This is a genomic window from Pseudomonas fakonensis, assembly GCF_019139895.1.
Classification (GTDB): Bacteria; Pseudomonadota; Gammaproteobacteria; order Pseudomonadales; family Pseudomonadaceae; genus Aquipseudomonas; species Aquipseudomonas fakonensis.
Genome location: NZ_CP077076.1, coordinates 4,230,280 through 4,246,655 on the forward strand (window position 1 = coordinate 4,230,280; position 16,376 = coordinate 4,246,655).

The 16,376-nt window shown below is 59.9% G+C and carries 14 protein-coding genes and 1 pseudogene; 9 read left to right on the forward strand and 6 right to left on the reverse strand.

Going from position 1 to position 16,376, the window contains the following annotated elements:
• Position 1 precedes the first annotated feature (1 nt).
• The 3 genes from ccoO (KSS94_RS18500) to ccoP (KSS94_RS18510) are packed head-to-tail and all read left to right on the forward strand — an operon-like array spanning position 2 to position 1,754.
• Positions 2 to 610 carry a cytochrome-c oxidase, cbb3-type subunit II gene (gene ccoO / locus KSS94_RS18500; RefSeq protein ID WP_217839527.1) on the forward strand — a complete coding sequence of 203 codons (609 nt, stop codon included), beginning with the start codon at positions 2 to 4 and terminating at the stop codon, positions 608 to 610.
• Between the two features lie 5 nt (positions 611 to 615).
• Complete coding sequence (locus tag KSS94_RS18505) at positions 616 to 819, forward strand: cbb3-type cytochrome oxidase subunit 3 (protein WP_217839528.1); 204 nt, start codon at positions 616 to 618, stop codon at positions 817 to 819.
• Positions 816 to 1,754 (forward strand): cytochrome-c oxidase, cbb3-type subunit III, encoded by a 939-nt coding sequence (ccoP, locus tag KSS94_RS18510; protein WP_217839529.1) that lies wholly within the window; start codon positions 816 to 818, stop codon positions 1,752 to 1,754. The genes KSS94_RS18505 and ccoP (KSS94_RS18510) overlap by 4 nt, the downstream gene beginning before the upstream one ends.
• A 129-nt stretch (positions 1,755 to 1,883) precedes the next feature.
• Here the strand turns inward: ccoP (KSS94_RS18510) and KSS94_RS18515 are convergent, their stop codons facing one another.
• The 6 genes and pseudogenes from KSS94_RS18515 to KSS94_RS18540 form a co-directional block, all read right to left on the reverse strand.
• Positions 1,884 to 2,999: a type VI immunity family protein gene (locus KSS94_RS18515; protein ID WP_217839530.1), complete on the reverse strand. Its 1,116-nt coding sequence runs from the start codon at positions 2,997 to 2,999 to the stop codon at positions 1,884 to 1,886.
• An 11-nt stretch (positions 3,000 to 3,010) separates the two neighbouring features.
• Positions 3,011 to 4,267: a VRR-NUC domain-containing protein gene (locus tag KSS94_RS18520; protein WP_217839531.1), complete on the reverse strand. Its 1,257-nt coding sequence runs from the start codon at positions 4,265 to 4,267 to the stop codon at positions 3,011 to 3,013.
• A gap of 15 nt (positions 4,268 to 4,282) precedes the next feature.
• A pseudogene (gene tssI / locus KSS94_RS18525) lies at positions 4,283 to 5,473 on the reverse strand (type VI secretion system tip protein TssI/VgrG); the annotation flags it as partial.
• Positions 5,474 to 5,577: 104 nt separating this feature from the next.
• Complete coding sequence (locus tag KSS94_RS18530) at positions 5,578 to 6,534, reverse strand: PoNe immunity protein domain-containing protein (protein WP_217839533.1); 957 nt, start codon at positions 6,532 to 6,534, stop codon at positions 5,578 to 5,580.
• Positions 6,531 to 8,108 carry a hypothetical protein gene (locus tag KSS94_RS18535; RefSeq protein WP_217839534.1) on the reverse strand — a complete coding sequence of 526 codons (1,578 nt, stop codon included), beginning with the start codon at positions 8,106 to 8,108 and terminating at the stop codon, positions 6,531 to 6,533. Before KSS94_RS18535 ends, KSS94_RS18530 begins: the two co-directional genes overlap by 4 nt.
• A complete protein-coding gene (locus tag KSS94_RS18540) occupies positions 8,105 to 10,408 on the reverse strand; it encodes a type VI secretion system Vgr family protein (protein WP_217839535.1) in 2,304 nt (767 codons plus the stop codon). The genes KSS94_RS18535 and KSS94_RS18540 overlap by 4 nt, the downstream gene beginning before the upstream one ends.
• Before the next feature lie 513 nt (positions 10,409 to 10,921).
• On the opposite strand from KSS94_RS18540, the gene ccoN reads away from it, so the two are divergent.
• The 6 genes from ccoN to KSS94_RS18570 all read left to right on the forward strand — a co-directional run bounded on the left by ccoN (position 10,922) and on the right by KSS94_RS18570 (position 16,364).
• The gene (ccoN, locus tag KSS94_RS18545; protein WP_060508211.1) at positions 10,922 to 12,364 is read left to right on the forward strand and encodes a cytochrome-c oxidase, cbb3-type subunit I; all 1,443 of its coding nucleotides are present in this window, start codon (positions 10,922 to 10,924) and stop codon (positions 12,362 to 12,364) included.
• The gene (gene ccoO / locus KSS94_RS18550; protein ID WP_217839536.1) at positions 12,364 to 12,972 is read left to right on the forward strand and encodes a cytochrome-c oxidase, cbb3-type subunit II; all 609 of its coding nucleotides are present in this window, start codon (positions 12,364 to 12,366) and stop codon (positions 12,970 to 12,972) included. Before ccoN ends, ccoO (KSS94_RS18550) begins: the two co-directional genes overlap by 1 nt.
• 5 nt (positions 12,973 to 12,977) lie before the next feature.
• Complete coding sequence (locus KSS94_RS18555; protein ID WP_217839537.1) at positions 12,978 to 13,172, forward strand: cbb3-type cytochrome oxidase subunit 3; 195 nt, start codon at positions 12,978 to 12,980, stop codon at positions 13,170 to 13,172.
• Complete coding sequence (gene ccoP, locus KSS94_RS18560) at positions 13,169 to 14,149, forward strand: cytochrome-c oxidase, cbb3-type subunit III (RefSeq protein WP_217839538.1); 981 nt, start codon at positions 13,169 to 13,171, stop codon at positions 14,147 to 14,149. The genes KSS94_RS18555 and ccoP (KSS94_RS18560) overlap by 4 nt, the downstream gene beginning before the upstream one ends.
• A gap of 256 nt (positions 14,150 to 14,405) precedes the next feature.
• Positions 14,406 to 15,821, forward strand: coding sequence for a cytochrome c oxidase accessory protein CcoG (ccoG, locus tag KSS94_RS18565; RefSeq protein WP_217839539.1), 1,416 nt, complete (start codon positions 14,406 to 14,408; stop codon positions 15,819 to 15,821).
• Between the two features lie 15 nt (positions 15,822 to 15,836).
• The gene (locus KSS94_RS18570) at positions 15,837 to 16,364 is read left to right on the forward strand and encodes a FixH family protein (protein ID WP_217839540.1); all 528 of its coding nucleotides are present in this window, start codon (positions 15,837 to 15,839) and stop codon (positions 16,362 to 16,364) included.
• Positions 16,365 to 16,376: the final 12 nt, after the last annotated feature.

Here is a 16,376-nt window from a genome sequence, read left to right on the forward strand (position 1 = left end):
GATGAAACATGAAGTCATCGAGAAAAACGTCGGCCTGCTGGCCTTGCTGATGGTGTTCGCCGTCAGCATCGGCGGCCTCACACAAATCGTCCCGCTGTTCTTCCAGGACGTCACCAACAAGCCGGTCGAGGGCATGAAGCCCTACACCGCGCTGCAGCTCGAAGGCCGCGACATCTACATTCGCGAAGGTTGCGTGGGCTGCCACTCGCAGATGATCCGCCCGTTCCGCGCCGAGACCGAGCGCTACGGCCACTACTCGGTGGCCGGCGAAAGCGTGTGGGACCACCCGTTCCTGTGGGGCTCCAAGCGCACCGGCCCGGACCTGGCCCGCGTAGGTGGGCGCTACTCCGACGACTGGCACCGTGCGCACCTGTACAACCCGCGCAACGTGGTACCTGAGTCGAAGATGCCGTCCTACCCGTGGCTGGTGGCCGCGCAGGTGGACAACAGCCACACCGACGTGAAGATGCGCACCCTGCGCACCCTCGGCGTGCCCTACACCGACGACGACATCAACGGTGCCCGCGACGCGGTCAAGGGCAAGACCGAGATGGACGCCCTGGTGGCCTACCTGCAGGTGCTCGGCACCGCGATCAAGAACAAGAGGTGAATGCGATGGAAATGGACATCGGCATGATCCGCGGCCTGGGCACCCTGGTGGTGATGATCGCCTTCATCGGCCTGTCGCTCTGGGTCTTCAACCGTCGCCGCGACCGTGATTTCGCCGAAGCGCGCCTGCTGCCCTTCGTCGACGACCGCCTGCCCCCGAGCGGGCAGGAACCTGTCATGACTGCCGTTGTGAGGAGTAACGGGCAATGACCACCTTCTGGAGTACCTATATCAGCGTACTGACCATCGGTAGCCTGATCGGCCTCACCTGGCTGCTGCTCGGCACCCGCAAGGGCCAGGGCAACACCACCGACCAGACCATGGGCCACAGCTTCGACGGCATCGAGGAGTACGACAACCCGCTGCCCAAGTGGTGGTTCTGGCTGTTCGTCGGCACCCTGGTTTTCGCCGTGGGCTACCTGATCCTCTACCCGGGCCTGGGCAACTGGAAAGGCATCCTGCCGGGCTACGAGAACGGCTGGACCGGCGTCAACGAATGGCAGAAGGAAATGGACAAGGCCGACGCCAAGTTCGGCCCGATCTTCGCCAAGTACGCCGCCATGCCGGTGGAGGAAGTGGCCAAGGACCCGCAGGCACTGAAGATGGGCAGCCGGCTGTTCGCCTCCAACTGCTCGGTGTGCCACGGCTCCGACGCCAAGGGCGCCTACGGCTTCCCCAACCTGACCGACAAGGACTGGCGCTGGGGCGGCGAGCCGGACACCATCAAGGCTTCGATCATGAACGGCCGCCACGGCGTGATGCCCGGCTGGGCCACGGTGATTGGCGAGCAGGGCGTGGCCGATGTGGCCGCCTTCGTGCTCACCGGCCTGGATGGCCGCAGCCTGCCGGCAGACGCCAAGGCCGACCCGGCCAAGGGCAAGGAGATCTTCGCCAGCAACTGCGTGGCCTGCCACGGCCCCGAAGGCAAGGGTACCCCGGCCATGGGCGCGCCCAACCTGACTCACCCGCAGGCGTTCATCTACGGTTCGAGCTTCGCCCAGTTGCAGCAGACCATCCGTTACGGCCGCCAGGGCCAGATGCCGGCCCAGGCCGACATCCAGGGCAACGACAAGGTGCACCTGCTGGCGGCGTATGTGTACAGCCTGTCGCAGGATCAGATGCCTGAATCAGTAACCGCCAAATAACAACACCCTGTGGGAGCGGGCTTGCCCCGCGATGGCGTCGCCGATCAGAGCGCCATCGCGGGGCAAGTCGGCTTGAATCACCCGACCTTTGGCCGGGTGCAAGTCAATGCCCTGGCCGCCGCAGCCTCGCTACGCCTCGCCGGACCAGTACCAGAAGGTCGCGCCCCAAGGAGAACCCTTGAACTCCGGCATGACCTCGCCTGCGTTGAAGAACCGGCGGGAGTTCTCCTGCGCTGGGCTGAACCAAAAGCCGGTATCGGTACAGGTCTCCCCTGCAGCAATTTTTCTCGGGCTCTGCGCGGTCGGCTCTTCCTGGTCGAAGCGTGCGTACCAACGCAGCGAGCGTTCCTCGTCATAGCCATTGCCATACTCGGAGTACGATTGCAGCGCATACGGGTCTGACGCACGCAACGGCTTCAAGATGCGGTTGGCTGCAACGTACAGCTTGGGCATTTCCGTTGTTGAGCCAAGTTCAGGCAAGGCACCGGCCCTGACGATCAACCCGCCACCGTACTCGAAACAGTGGATGCCTCCTTGAGATGACAGCTTGCGGCGTACCGAATCCGGGCCTCCCAGGCGCTCAAGCAGTGTTTTCCCCAAGACAGTGAACCAATTGACCCCTTTAATCGATCCAATGAGGTTCAGCGAAAAGGCCATGGCCAAGGTATCGACCTCTAACCCCGGATACTTCTGCGAAAGCTCATATTCGACAGGCATGTACTTATCGAAGTCATACGGCAACAAAGTGGAAAGACCGCCATAGCCGTGCTCGGCATCCACTTGCTCACTGAGGTACTGCACCCATGCTTGGAAACGCTCGACGCCGCCAGGTGTATCCAGCATCGACCATGGGACTGTCATTTTTATGTAGGATCTAAATCGATCACCGCGTTCTTCACGGGTATTGAGCACTGCCAAGCTGTACCCCCCCACTTCATAAATAGAAGAACCACTACTCAAAAATAATTCAAACAGACCCGGCTTTTCTGCAATCGCCCCTAGGGCGCTTTCCAGCGCCTTACTAGAGTATTTTTTGTATCGTTTATAAATCATACCCCGAAGAGAACCCCCAAACTCTTCAGAAAATCTCTTAAAGCAACCCGCTATGCGCTCTATGACCTCAGGAGTATAGCCATTTCGAAAGTACAGCGTGACGACCACGCCCAACCTGACTACCGGAACACCTTCAGAAGAGTCGAACTCGAGATTATCGAGTTCTTGTTTGATTTTCTCAATATTGTTCATTTTCATGTCCATCAAGCATTCGCACCAGCAAGTGCCGCAGGTGCACTAAGAATAGGCACAAGTTTCGGCCAGAACAGATGAACCATCCGAACCAAAGACGCAAGAGCGAATATAAGAGATGCTGGAATAGCAGCAACAAAAGCAACCACCGTCGGTGCATTCACGACGATAACCACCAAGGCAACGGTCGCGGCGATTCCCCCCAGCCACTGCACCCAAGTAATCTCCTTCAACACCTCAAGGGATAGATCCGTGTATTTCTGCACCTCCTTCCACATCTCTCGCACCTGCTCATCTGTCCATCGCATCACTTCTCCCGTGCTCTCACTCACCCACTCCCAGGCTTTCCCGGCCTCCTGGCGGATCCACTCACCTTTCTGCGTCAGCCAGGCACTGACGTCCTCGAAATACTGCCTTACCTCTTGAGACAAGGCCTCGATTGCGTTTTTTCCGTCCTCACGCAACCCCTCCACCACTTCTTGTGCAAGCGTCCAGGCTTCAAGATAAGCGGGTTTCGCTGTCGGCGCAGGACCATAAACGGGTACTGGTGTCGGTGCCTCCTTCGGCCGTTCGACGGGGAATGGCCACTTCCGGGGGTCCGACGCTAGCGTCGGATTGGTTTGAGCATTATATTCACGGTCCTTTTCACGCTCTCCGTTATCCCGGCAGTCGGTCACCTCCAGAACCGAGAATTTTTTCGGACCACCCGAAATCTCGATATAGTCCCTACGCTGATCAGCATATAGCGTATCACCCGGAAATTTAACCTCGACGATACGTTCCAGATTATCCGGATGCACAACGCCCTGATGATCCGAACCCGCTTGCCCCGGCCACCTGACATTCTTGTCCTTCACGATTGTGATATCAGGCCGCCTGAGTTTCCCTCCAAGAAACCCTTTCGGAAACGGCGTCAATGAATGTCGCCGCCCTGGATCCTGCGCGCCTAAAGAGGAGCTCAGAAACGGCCTGGGCGGCTCAAATCTCATATCAAAACTCACCTCAGCCTTGTAGTCCCAGTTGAAGCCAAAACGGTACTCGTCCGCCCTGATCAAGCCGCTCATGACAATTTGCTTTAGCTCAATGGAATATTCATCCCCGCTCTTACTGCCTCGTATGCCCAGCTTTGGAAACTTGATGGCAAACTCGGCCTTTTCCATCAAATACTTTTTATTCCCGGGCGACGGCAGCGGAGCTTCCTTCACCGTACCCTCGATACTTGTAGTGGTACAACCCTGCGGCAGTTCTGGCAATCGTGGCGAAACCATGCGTCATCCCTCTGACTAGATATCTTTGTGGTCCATGTTCAGTTCCTGAGGCGTAGCTTCACCCGCCCTGAACAACTGCTCTACCGGCTGAGGCTTGAGTTGCTGCGTCAGCAAATTCAGATCTGCCGGCCCCTCTGTCACGGCCTGGAAGGTGTACCCCTTGTCATCGCTGTACCCCGCCAACCGCGTCCCGTCGGGTTGTACGAGCACGTAGGCCGCCCCCACCAGAGGCTCACCGGTTTTCTCGTCAAGCAACTGATAACGCGCACGGTGCTTCTGGAGGGCCTCCGGCACCTTGCCAGCCAGCGCCGTGGCCGCGGCCCCCGGCAACAGCGGCGACAGAATGCCGATGCCACTGCCGCTGCCCGGCGCACCACCGGCATTGAGCAGCACCTGCGCCCCCACCACCTTCACCCCGCCGGCATCGAGGGTGATAAAGCTGCCGCCGCCGCTCAGGCTGATCTGCATGCCGGCGTCGATCACCACCTTGTCGCCGGCCTTGATGTGCACTTCCCGGCCGGCTTCCACCAGTTGCGCGGTGCCGATCTTCACGTGCTGGTTGTTGCCCACGGTCAGGTGGTCGTCCACCTTGATTTCGGTCTTGCGGTCGCCCACCGTGGTGCGGTGCTCTTCGGACTGGAACTTGCTGTAGCTGTTGGCCACCACAGTGTCGTGGCGTTCGTTGCCGACGTGGATCTTCTGGTCGTTGCCGATGTTCTGGTCCCAGTCGCGCTGGGCGTGCACGAAGATCTGCTCCTGGCCTTTCTTGTCTTCGATGCGCAGCTCGTTGAAACCACCGCCGCCGGGGCTGCTCAGGGTCTTGAAGGTGGTGCGGGTCTTGTGTGCCGGCAGTGCGTAGGGCACCGGGTTGAAGGCGTGGTACAGGCAGCCGCTGACCAGCGGCTGGTCGGGGTCGCCTTCGAGGAAGGTCACCAGCACTTCCATGCCGATGCGCGGAATGGCCACGCTGCCGTAACGCTCGCCGGCCCAGCTGGACGACACCCGCAGCCAGCAACTGGTGGTCTCGTCACCCTGGCCTTCGCGGTCCCAGAAGAACTGCACCTTCACCCGGCCGTACTCGTCGCAGTAGATCTCCTCGCCCGCGGGGCCGGTGACCACGGCGCTCTGGCTGCCCAGTACCTGGGGTTTCGGGTGTTTGAGCGGCGGGCGGTAGAACACATCCCTGGGGATGGCGAGGAGGCGGTGCGGTAGCCGGCGCGGCCGTGGATTTGGCCATGCCGGATGCCTAGATGCAGTACGCAACACTGAAAGGTCAAAAGTCTCCTCCGAGTGAGGCGGCCTTCCGCCCCCTACTCCTCGCCAGACCAGTACCAGATAGTCGCACCCCATGAAGAGCCTTTAAACTCAGGCATTGTGTCCCCCGCCTTGAAGAAACGACGCGAGTCTGAGTTAGCAGGACTGAACCAATAACCTGTCCGCGTACACACTTCCCCCGCGTACACCTTTGGAGTAATTCCTTCAGTATCCTTGGGCCTGTAAGATCGAGCATACTCAACAAGATCCCTTGGATAAACCATACTTGTAATCTGACTATCATCGATATCGAACAAATAAGCCACAGCACCCGCCTCTAAAGCCCAATACCCTATATAACTTCCTTCACACCCGTCAATTTCCGCATGAGTATCATGCCAGTACGTAGATGCATGCTCAAACGACTCGTACCAAGAAGCACAGTACCTCTGCAGATAGAGCGAAGCTTCGCTCGGTGTCTCAGCATCTATCACCTGAATGAGCAAGTCATACGCCGAATGATACCAAGTATCCACATCAAACCGATCTGGCAACTGCTTACGCAACAACTCCTCGTACAGTGCGTCATCACCAGCAAAGCCAGCCTGATCGGTTAATCTAACAAAACGAGCCAACAAATCCTTGCGATGAAGAAGAATACACAAACTAACAATTTGAACGAACTCCTCATAGTGCGCAAGCAACTCCTTTATATTTAAAGGAGAGACCCCTTCCACGCCTTCGGAGTACTCAAGACACTGCTGATAGGTTTCACATTGGTGAATTAGCCGCTCCAACAACGGCTCCAGCTTAGGAATTTCCTCCCCGCCAGTATAGCGCAATAACAAAGCACTGAAAGTAGCGAGCCTTATCTCATCAGCCTTGATAGACTCACCTTGCCCCTCATGATCCTCATCTAAGGTTTGCGTGTTCCAAAAGCTTTCCTCAGCATCAAAAAAGCGCACCATATTTTCATAATAGTCTTGAGTCAGAAACTGCTGACGCCTGTTCATCTAGCCTTCTCCTGCTTCAAATTTTTATGCTCACCATGCTTTTTCTCTAGAGCCGTCTTTTTGGCATTCACAGCCTTCATCACATCAGACTCATTATAATGAAACGCAACATGCTCCATATGCTCCTCATGAGGCGACTGCTTCAATATTGCCTGAGCATGAGCCATCGGACTACCAGACGCATGATAAATGGGAGCAAAGAAAAGATGACGAGCATAAGACAACATTATCTTGTGCCGCAACGACTTATTCTTCACTCCAGAACGCAAGCACGATGTTATCCACTCCCTGCTCATCTGCACCAAAATACCGCCAACTGTTTTTTGACTCTTATTGGCTGGCGCTTTAACTGGCGCATTATTGTTTCCAAGTCTTTGCCTTTGCCGGACGGGGGCTTTTGAGCCGGTTCCCTGCTGCGTAGATTCGTTACCTTCAATCGGCTCAAGAATCTCGCTTGGGTCTCCCAAGCCCGACACCCCCAATTTAGAAACAACAGAAGGGTTTCTCTTCGCCGGATGGGTTCTGGCAAATTTTGGTCCATCCTCATCCCTGCTGGCCTTTGCTTCTACAATAGCGAATTGCTTATTTGCGTTATTTTCAGGGTTTGCACACCAGATCGCGTCGATACCAGTACCATTGGCAGGATCCGTCAACTTATATAGAACACCATCTGCCTTGGGAAAACCGCCTTTCGAAATCTTCCCCATTTTAGTGGCACTGGGCTTTCCTTTGACCCAAACACCTTCGCTCCCTTTGTCATGGCCATCCCAGTCCATTCCCCAACCAAATTCATACGCACAAATATAATCTGCAATATGCTCTCCGCTCACGCCCAACGCTGCGTTCGTCAGCTCTTCCAAGCTTTGCTGCCCAACACGAGACCTAGCACTATCATTAGTTCTCGAAGTGTCCGGCGCATCTTTACCATCAGCAGCAACCACCTTGTCTTTACTTTCTGGTTTTGCTTGGGCCGCTGGCTTCGCTGAAGGCACTGCCTGCGCAGAGTTATTACGCTGCATCCTCTTCCACTTTACCAATCGTTTCTCAACAACGCTCACTAGTCTGGGCATACCATCACGAGCGCCTGCCAAGACAGTTATGATCGTAGACTGAGTCCAGTTTGGAAGCGCCTTGTAGGCTGAAGAACCTTTGATACCTTTAATAACTTCATCAATCTCTGCCGTCAGAGCACTGGCATTAAAAACCTCCGACAGCAACGCCTCAGGACTGGTCTTGACTCCACATTCGGACAGGATAAATCGCAAAAGATCAAACAGAACGGGTGCATACCGTTCCGGTTCTCGATTGACTAGACGAAAGCTACGCTTGACACCATCGCCGGGGCCTGGAATCCATCCGATCAACGCTAACACCAAGTCGAACTCTGCTTGCTCTTTAGCATCAGGGGTCTCCGCATTATAAAGTACGATGCAGGACTCAATCGTGTCATACGCATCGATCGCCTGTCCCAAAATGGGTACTGCTCCCATAGCAATACCTTTGGCTACTTCAATTGCAGCGTCTTTATAAGCGGTCTTGGCAGCCTTATCCATCGGTAACGAAGCGCTTGTCATACCATTCTCCCTGAATGTTGCTCAATCAAGGCCTGAAGATCCACATCGTCTGGATCCAGTCCCAGCTTGCGTAGCTCGGCGTTCATGGCTTCATCCGTTTCTACGACTGAAACAACAGAGTCGCGAGTAAACGGCCGCGGGTCCTCGCCGTAATAAACCATCGCCTTGCCTGAAGGCACGTCCTCCAACCGCGCAAAGCCTTTGTCATCCAGCTTGCCTTCCTTCACCGAACCATCGGCGAACTCCACCCGGTACGGCGCCCCGGGTACCGGGTCGAGGTTCTTGTAGTGCAGGTTCAATTCGAGCCAGGTCGGTACCTGCGGGGCCTCCGGCACCTTGCCGGCCAGCGCCGTGGCCGCTGCCCCCGGCAACAATGGCGACAGAATGCCGATGCCACTGCCACTGCCCGGCGCACCACCGGCATTGAGCAGCACCTGCGCCCCCACCACCTTCACGCCACCGGCATCGAGGGTGATGAAGCTGCCGCCACCGCTCAGGCTGATCTGCATGCCGGCGTCGATCACCACCTTGTCGCCGGCCTTGATATGCACTTCCCGGCCGGCTTCCACCAGTTGCGCGGTGCCGATCTTCACGTGCTGGTTGTTGCCCACGGTCAGGTGGTCGTCCACCTTGATCTCGGTCTTGCGGTCACCCAGCGTGGTGCGGTGCTCTTCGGACTGAAACTTGCTGTAGCTGTTGGCTACCACAGTGTCGTGGCGCTCGTTGCCGACGTGGATCTTCTGGTCGTTGCCGATGTTCTGGTCCCAGTCGCGCTGGGCGTGCACGAAGATCTGCTCCTGGCCTTTCTTGTCCTCGATCCGCAGCTCGTTGAAGCCGCCGCCGCCGGGGCTGCTCAGGGTCTTGAAGGTGGTGCGGGTCTTGTGTGCCGGCAGCGCGTAGGGCACCGGGTTGACGGCGTGGTACAGGCAGCCGCTGACCAGCGGCTGGTCGGGGTCGCCTTCGAGGAAGGTCACCAGCACTTCCATGCCGATGCGCGGAATGGCCACGCCACCGTAACGCTCGCCGGCCCAGCTGGACGACACCCGCAGCCAGCAGCTGGTGGTCTCGATGCCCTTGCCTTCACGGTCCCAGAAGAACTGCACCTTCACCCGGCCGTATTCGTCGCAGTAGATCTCCTCGCCCTTGGGGCCAGTGACCACGGCGCTCTGGCTGCCCAGTACCTGGGGTTTGGGATGCTTGAATGGCGGGCGATAGAACACATCCCATGGGGTGGCCAAGAAGCGGTTGCGGTAGCCCTGGTGGAAGTCGTCCTTGTCGTCGCTGGGGTCGCTGGTCACCGACTCTTCCAGCACCTGCGGCTGCTTGCCTTCGTGGTACACCTCGGTCAGCAGCCACAGGTCGTTCCACTCCACGCGCGGGTGCTCGGCCAGTTGCATGAAGTGGCCGCTCACCAGCCGCGGCACATCGCCATGGCCTTCGGCCTGCTGGTAATCGGCACGGTGGCGCTCCAGGGCACGTTGGCTCAGTTGCTTGCCGCGGGCACGGTCGGTGAAACCGGCCGGGTAGTCGTAATCTTCCAGATCCGGTTCGTCGAGGGTCGGCTGGCCGAGCTTGTAGGCAGCCTCCATCAGCAGGCGCGGCTTCTCGAAGTCGTAGTCGCGGCGGGTCACGCGGCTGGGGCGGGTTTCCAGGCGCACGTTGAAACGCTTGATCACCGGCTCATCGGCGACCATGCCGGTGTCTTGCACGTAGCTCGCCGGCTGGCCGAGCTTGGGGAAGAACGCCTGGTCGTCGCCGAACACCAGCAGGTGGCCTTCGCGGCTGTGCTCGAAGTGGTAGTGCATGCCCTCCTCTTCGCACAGGCGCTGCACGAAGTGCAGGTCGGACTCGTCGTACTGCACGCAGTACTCGCGCACCGGGCACGGGGTGCCGAGGCTGAAGCGGTAGGCATCGCTTTGCAGGCCGTGCTCTTCGAAAATCTTGCCGATGATCTGCGGCGCGGTCAGCTGCTGGAAGATGCGCTGGTTGGTGCGATGCGCCAGGTAGGCCAAGTGCGGTACCAGCACCAGCCGGTAGCGGTGCAGGCGCTTGCCCGAGTCGCCCTGGGCCACCTGGTACACCTGGGCGTGGATGCCGTTGCCGTCCGGGTTGTAGGCGAGAAACGCCTGCTTGTGCAGCAGGCTTTCCAGGTCGATGTCGGGGCGTTCGCTGACCAGCTCCACTTCGAAGCGGTATGGCTGGCTGATGGCTTCGAAGCCTTCGAACGAGAGCACCTGGAAGTCGACATCGATCTCGTCGAAGGCCAGCGTGAAGTTGGCCTTGAGCCCTGGATGCAACATGGCGACGGTTCCCTGTGCGCGAATTGGACAGGAACCGTAGCAGTTGAGAGGGTGGCATTTGCCGGGTCAAATGCTGTTAAGGAATGCTCCTACGCAGCACCAGGAGCATTCCTACTTGGCGTCACGTTCAGCAACACGCCATGGCGACCTCATTGATACGGACGGGCCTCTCTCCCCTGCCCGCTCCTGGCCCTCCCTTGCACCCCCTCCGAACGCAACTAAGCTTGTTGCCTCAGTGGCTTCGCTCTGTGAAGAGCGCAGCAGACGCGGCGCACAGCCTGACGCCGCGCGTAAAAAAAGCTTGACCGTTCGATCAGAAAAAGGCGAAAAACGGTACACATTACAAAGATTTATTTGTGTACAATCGTTCAGCCCAATCACGCCGGGACGGTGGTGCAGAGGGCCTGGACACGGGTCGGCGCAAGTCTCCTTGCGTTGCCATAACCCTGGTGGTTATAGAAACTGGCGCCGATTTCAACCAACAAGAATGACCCAAAACCGTGGAACCTTAGCATGAGCACAGCAATCAGCCCGACTGCTTATAACTATAAGGTCGTCCGCCAGTTCGCCATCATGACGGTGGTCTGGGGGATCCTTGGCATGGGGCTCGGCGTCTTCATCGCCTCGCAACTGGTCTGGCCCCAGCTCAACCTGGACCTGCCATGGACGAGCTTTGGCCGCCTGCGCCCGCTGCACACCAACCTGGTGATCTTTGCCTTCGGCGGCTGCGCCCTGTTCGGCACCAGCTACTACGTGGTGCAGCGCACCTGCCAGACCCGCCTGATCTCCGACAGCATGGCCGCCTTCACCTTCTGGGGCTGGCAGGCGGTGATCGTCGGCGCGCTGATCACCCTGCCGATGGGCTACACCACCACCAAGGAATACGCCGAGCTGGAGTGGCCGCTGGCGATCCTGCTGGCCATCGTCTGGGTCACCTACGGGCTGGTGTTCTTCGGCACCATCGTCAAGCGCAAGACCAAGCACATCTATGTCGGCAACTGGTTCTACGGCGCCTTCATCGTGGTTACCGCGATGCTGCACATCGTCAACCACATCTCGCTGCCGGTAAGCCTGTTCAAGTCGTACTCGGCCTACGCCGGCGCCACTGATGCGATGATCCAGTGGTGGTACGGGCACAACGCGGTGGGTTTCTTCCTCACCACGGGCTTTTTGGGGATGATGTACTACTTCGTGCCCAAGCAGGCCGAGCGGCCGATCTACTCGTACCGCTTGTCGATCGTGCACTTCTGGGCGCTGATCACCCTGTACATCTGGGCCGGCCCGCATCATTTGCACTACACCGCCCTGCCCGACTGGGCGCAGTCGCTGGGCATGGTGATGTCGATCATCCTGCTGGCGCCAAGCTGGGGCGGCATGATCAACGGCATGATGACCCTGTCGGGGGCCTGGCATAAGCTGCGCACCGATCCGATTTTGCGCTTCCTCGTGGTGTCTTTGGCGTTCTACGGAATGTCCACCTTCGAAGGCCCGATGATGGCCATCAAGACAGTCAACTCGCTGTCGCACTACACCGACTGGACCATCGGCCACGTACACGCCGGCGCCCTCGGCTGGGTGGCGATGATCTCCATCGGCGCGGTGTACCACATGATCCCGAAACTCTACGGCCGCGAGCAGATGCACAGCGTCGGCCTGATCAACGCGCACTTCTGGCTGGCCACCATCGGCACCGTGCTGTACATCGCCTCGATGTGGGTCAACGGCATCACCCAGGGCCTGATGTGGCGCGCCATCAACGACGACGGCACCCTCACCTACTCGTTCGTCGAAGCGCTGCAAGCCAGCCACCCGGGCTACATCGTCCGCGCCCTGGGCGGTGCGTTCTTTGCCTCGGGCATGCTGCTGATGGCCTACAACGTGTTCCGCACCGTTCGCGCGGCCAACCCGGTACAGGCTGAGGAAGCCGCCAAGATCGTCGTCGTGGGAGCGCACTGATGAAGCATGAAGCCGTCGAGAAGAACATTGGCCTGCTGGCCTTCTTCATGGTCATCGCTGTCAGCATCGGTGGCCTTACGCAAATCGTCCCGCTGTTTTTCCAGGACGTCACCAACAAGCCGGTCGAGGGCATGAAGCCGCGCACCGCGCTGGAAGTCGAAGGCCGCGATATCTACATTCGCGAAGGTTGCGTGGGCTGCCACTCGCAGATGATCCGCCCGTTCCGCGCCGAAACCGAACGCTACGGCCACTACTCGGTGGCCGGCGAAAGCGTCTGGGACCACCCGTTCCTGTGGGGTTCCAAGCGCACCGGCCCGGACCTGGCCCGTGTAGGTGGCCGCTACTCCGACGACTGGCACCGCGCGCACCTGTACAACCCGCGCAACGTGGTGCCTGAGTCGAAGATGCCATCCTACCCGTGGCTGGTCGAGAACAAGCTCGACGGCAAGGACACCGCCAAGAAGCTCGAAGTGCTGCGCACCCTCGGTACCCCTTACACCGACGAAGACATCGCCGGTGCCCGCGACGCGGTCAAGGGCAAGACCGAGATGGACGCCCTGGTGGCGTACCTGCAAGGCCTTGGCACCATCATCAAGAGCAAACGGTGACGCTGATGGATATCGGGATGATTCGCGGCCTGGGTACCGTGGTGGTGCTGGTGGCTTTCGTGGGCCTGGCGCTGTGGGTGTTCAGCCCGCGGCGCAAGCAGGACTTCGATGAAGCGACGCGGCTGCCGTTCGCGGACGACCCCGAGGCCATCCGCCACGTCGAGCAAGCGAAAAACGCTTCTGGGAGCAAACAACAATGACAACCTTCTGGAGTCTGTACGTCACCGTACTCACCCTGGGCACCATCTTCTCGCTGACCTGGCTGCTGCTGTCGACCCGCAAGGGCCAGCGCGAGGAGATCACCGACGAGACCGTGGGCCACGCCTTCGACGGCATCGAGGAGTACGACAACCCGCTGCCCAAATGGTGGTTCTGGCTGTTCGTCGGCACCATCGTGTTCGCCCTGGGTTACCTGGTGCTGTACCCGGGCCTGGGCAACTGGAAAGGCGTGCTGCCGGGCTACTCGTACCTGGACAACGACAAGCAGACCGAGTTTTCCAACGGCCAGGCCGGCTGGACCGGCGTGCACGAGTGGGAAAAGGAAATGGCCAAGGCCGATGCGCGCTTCGGGCCGATCTTCGCCAAGTTCGCTGCCATGCCGCTGGAAGAAGTGGCCAAGGACCCGCAGGCACTGAAGATGGGCGCTCGGCTGTTCGCCTCCAACTGCTCGGTGTGCCACGGCTCCGACGCCAAGGGTGCCTACGGCTTCCCCAACCTCACCGACAACGACTGGCGTTGGGGCGGCGAGCCGGAAACCATCAAGACCACCATCATGGGCGGGCGCCACGGGGTGATGCCGGCCTGGGGCACGGTGATCGGCGAGCAAGGCGTGGCTGACGTGGCGGCCTTCGTGCTGAGCAACCTGGACGGGCGCAAGCTGCCTGACGACGCCAAGGCCGACCCGGTCAAGGGCCAGCAGATCTTCGCCACCAACTGCGTGGCCTGCCACGGCCCCGAGGGCAAGGGCACCCCGGCCATGGGCGCCCCCAACCTGACCCACCCGCAGGCGTTCATCTACGGTTCGAGCTTCGCCCAGTTGCAGCAGACCATCCGCTACGGCCGCCAGGGCCAGATGCCGGCGCAAGAGCAGCTGCAGGGCAATGACAAGGTGCACCTGCTGGCGGCTTATGTGTACAGCCTGTCGCATCAGGAGCAACAAGCACCAAAGGCCGAGTGATGCGGTGAACGGTGGGAGCGGGGCAAGCCCGCTCCCACCGTTCTTTCAAGCATAAAAACGAGCCCGGCCTGACCTGGATCAATTGACACCCGCCATATCACGTTTACCCAAGCCACCCAACGCGACTAAGTGTCGCAGCAAGGCCCCGGCGCGCCATCACAGGCGTATCATGGGCCGCAGAGCGCCGTAAGAGCGCGCCAGACCGCGGCCGCCAAGCACGGGTCGCGGCGTTTCTCCACTGCCGTGGGACTTGATGATGAGCAAGCAAATACCGGTACATGACGTCACCCCGCCTGCCAGCAAAGGGAAGGATTCCGTCGACCTCTACGCCTCGCGCGAAAAAATCTACACCCGCGCCTTCACCGGCCTGTTCCGTCGCCTGCGCATGGTCGGCGGCGCCGCATTGTTCTTGCTGTACTTCGGCACCGTGTGGCTGAACTGGGGCGGCCGCCAGGCCGTGTGGTGGGACCTGCCCGAGCGCAAGTTCTACATCTTCGGCGCCACCATCTGGCCGCAGGATTTCATCCTGTTGTCGGGCATATTGATCGTCGCCGCCTTCGGCCTGTTCTTCATCACCGTGTATGCCGGGCGCGTATGGTGCGGCTACACCTGCCCGCAAAGCGTATGGACCTGGGTGTTCATGTGGTGCGAGAAAGTCACCGAGGGTGACCGCAACCAGCGCATGAAGCTGGACAAGGCGCCGATGAGCGCCAACAAGTTTTTGCGCAAGCTGGCCAAGCACAGTATGTGGCTGCTGATTGGCCTGATCACCGGCCTGACCTTCGTCGGCTACTTTGCCCCGGTGCGCGAGCTGGTCATCGAGTTCTTCACCGGGCAAGCCGACGGCTGGGCCTACTTCTGGGTCGGCTTCTTCACCCTGGCCACCTACGGCAACGCCGGCTGGCTGCGCGAGCAGGTGTGCGTGTACATGTGCCCCTATGCGCGCTTCCAGAGCGTGATGTTCGACAAGGACACCCTGATCGTCAGCTACGACCCGCGCCGCGGCGAAACCCGCGGCCCGCGTAAAAAGGACGCGGACTACAAGGCCCAGGGCCTGGGCGACTGCATCGACTGCACCATGTGCGTGCAGGTGTGCCCCACCGGCATCGACATCCGCGACGGCCTGCAGGTCGAGTGCATCGGCTGCGCCGCGTGCATCGATGCGTGCGATGCGATCATGGACAAGATGAACTACCCCAAGGGCCTGATCAGCTACACCACCGAGCACAACCTGTCCGGGCAGAAGACCCACATGCTGCGCCCGCGCCTGATCGGCTACGCCATGGTGCTGCTGGTGATGATCGGCGCCCTGGCCACCGCCTTCGCCACCCGTTCGCTGGTAGGCTTCGACGTGGCCAAGGACCGCGTGCTGTACCGCGAGAACGCCCAAGGCCGGATCGAGAACGTGTACAGCCTGAAAGTGATGAACAAGGACCAGCGCGACCACGTGTATGTGCTGGACGCCACCGGCGTGCCCGACCTGCAGCTGACCGGCCAGCGCGAGATCCGCGTGGCCGCCGGCGACATCGTCAGCCTGCCGGTGCAGCTGTCGGTGGCCCCGGAAAAACTGCCCTCGACCACCAACGAAATCATCTTCACCCTGAAGGACGCCGACGACAGCGGCCAACAGGTCGAAGCCAAGAGCCGTTTCATCGGCCCACAGATCCGCTGAGAGAGACCAAGCACCATGCCTGCCGCTACCGCCACCAGCCCCTGGTACAAGCACCTCTGGCCCTGGATCATCATCGGTATCCTGACCACCTCGGTGTGCCTGAGCCTGACCATGGTCAGCATTGCCGTGCGCAACCCCGACAACCTGGTCAACGACAACTACTACGAGGCCGGCAAGGGCATCAACCGCTCGCTGGACCGCGAACTGCTGGCCCAGACCCTCAACCTCAAGGCCAGCATCCACCTCGACGAGCTGACCGGCGAAGTGGACGTACGCCTGAGCGGCAACAGCAACCCGCAAACCCTGGAACTGAACCTGATCTCCCCCACCCAGCCGGACCGCGACCGCAAGGTGCAACTGGCCCGCAGCGAGCCTGGCCGCTATGTCGGCCAGCTGGACGACAAGGTCGAGGGGCGGCGCTTCGTCGAGCTGCTGGGCAGCCAGGATGAGCATGTATGGCGCCTGTTCGAGGAGGAGAAGGTCGAACATGGAGTGGCCTTGCAGTTGGGGGATGAGGCCATTCAAGGCGCCGAGCACCTGTAGGAGCGGCCTTGC

Bases quoted from the DNA above. Each gene is read 5' to 3' on its own strand.
- KSS94_RS18535 (WP_217839534.1), bottom strand. From the start codon at position 8,108: ATGACAAGCGCTTCGTTACCGATGGATAAGGCTGCCAAGACCGCTTAT.
- KSS94_RS18530 (WP_217839533.1), bottom strand. From the start codon at position 6,534: ATGAACAGGCGTCAGCAGTTTCTGACTCAAGACTATTATGAAAATATG.
- KSS94_RS18520 (WP_217839531.1), bottom strand. From the start codon at position 4,267: ATGGTTTCGCCACGATTGCCAGAACTGCCGCAGGGTTGTACCACTACA.
- ccoG (WP_217839539.1), top strand. From the start codon at position 14,406: ATGAGCAAGCAAATACCGGTACATGACGTCACCCCGCCTGCCAGCAAA.
- ccoP (WP_217839529.1), top strand. From the start codon at position 816: ATGACCACCTTCTGGAGTACCTATATCAGCGTACTGACCATCGGTAGC.
- ccoO (WP_217839536.1), top strand. From the start codon at position 12,364: ATGAAGCATGAAGCCGTCGAGAAGAACATTGGCCTGCTGGCCTTCTTC.
- KSS94_RS18555 (WP_217839537.1), top strand. From the start codon at position 12,978: ATGGATATCGGGATGATTCGCGGCCTGGGTACCGTGGTGGTGCTGGTG.
- ccoO (WP_217839527.1), top strand. From the start codon at position 2: ATGAAACATGAAGTCATCGAGAAAAACGTCGGCCTGCTGGCCTTGCTG.
- ccoP (WP_217839538.1), top strand. From the start codon at position 13,169: ATGACAACCTTCTGGAGTCTGTACGTCACCGTACTCACCCTGGGCACC.
- KSS94_RS18540 (WP_217839535.1), bottom strand. From the start codon at position 10,408: ATGTTGCATCCAGGGCTCAAGGCCAACTTCACGCTGGCCTTCGACGAG.
- KSS94_RS18570 (WP_217839540.1), top strand. From the start codon at position 15,837: ATGCCTGCCGCTACCGCCACCAGCCCCTGGTACAAGCACCTCTGGCCC.
- ccoN (WP_060508211.1), top strand. From the start codon at position 10,922: ATGAGCACAGCAATCAGCCCGACTGCTTATAACTATAAGGTCGTCCGC.
- KSS94_RS18515 (WP_217839530.1), bottom strand. From the start codon at position 2,999: ATGAACAATATTGAGAAAATCAAACAAGAACTCGATAATCTCGAGTTC.
- KSS94_RS18505 (WP_217839528.1), top strand. From the start codon at position 616: ATGGAAATGGACATCGGCATGATCCGCGGCCTGGGCACCCTGGTGGTG.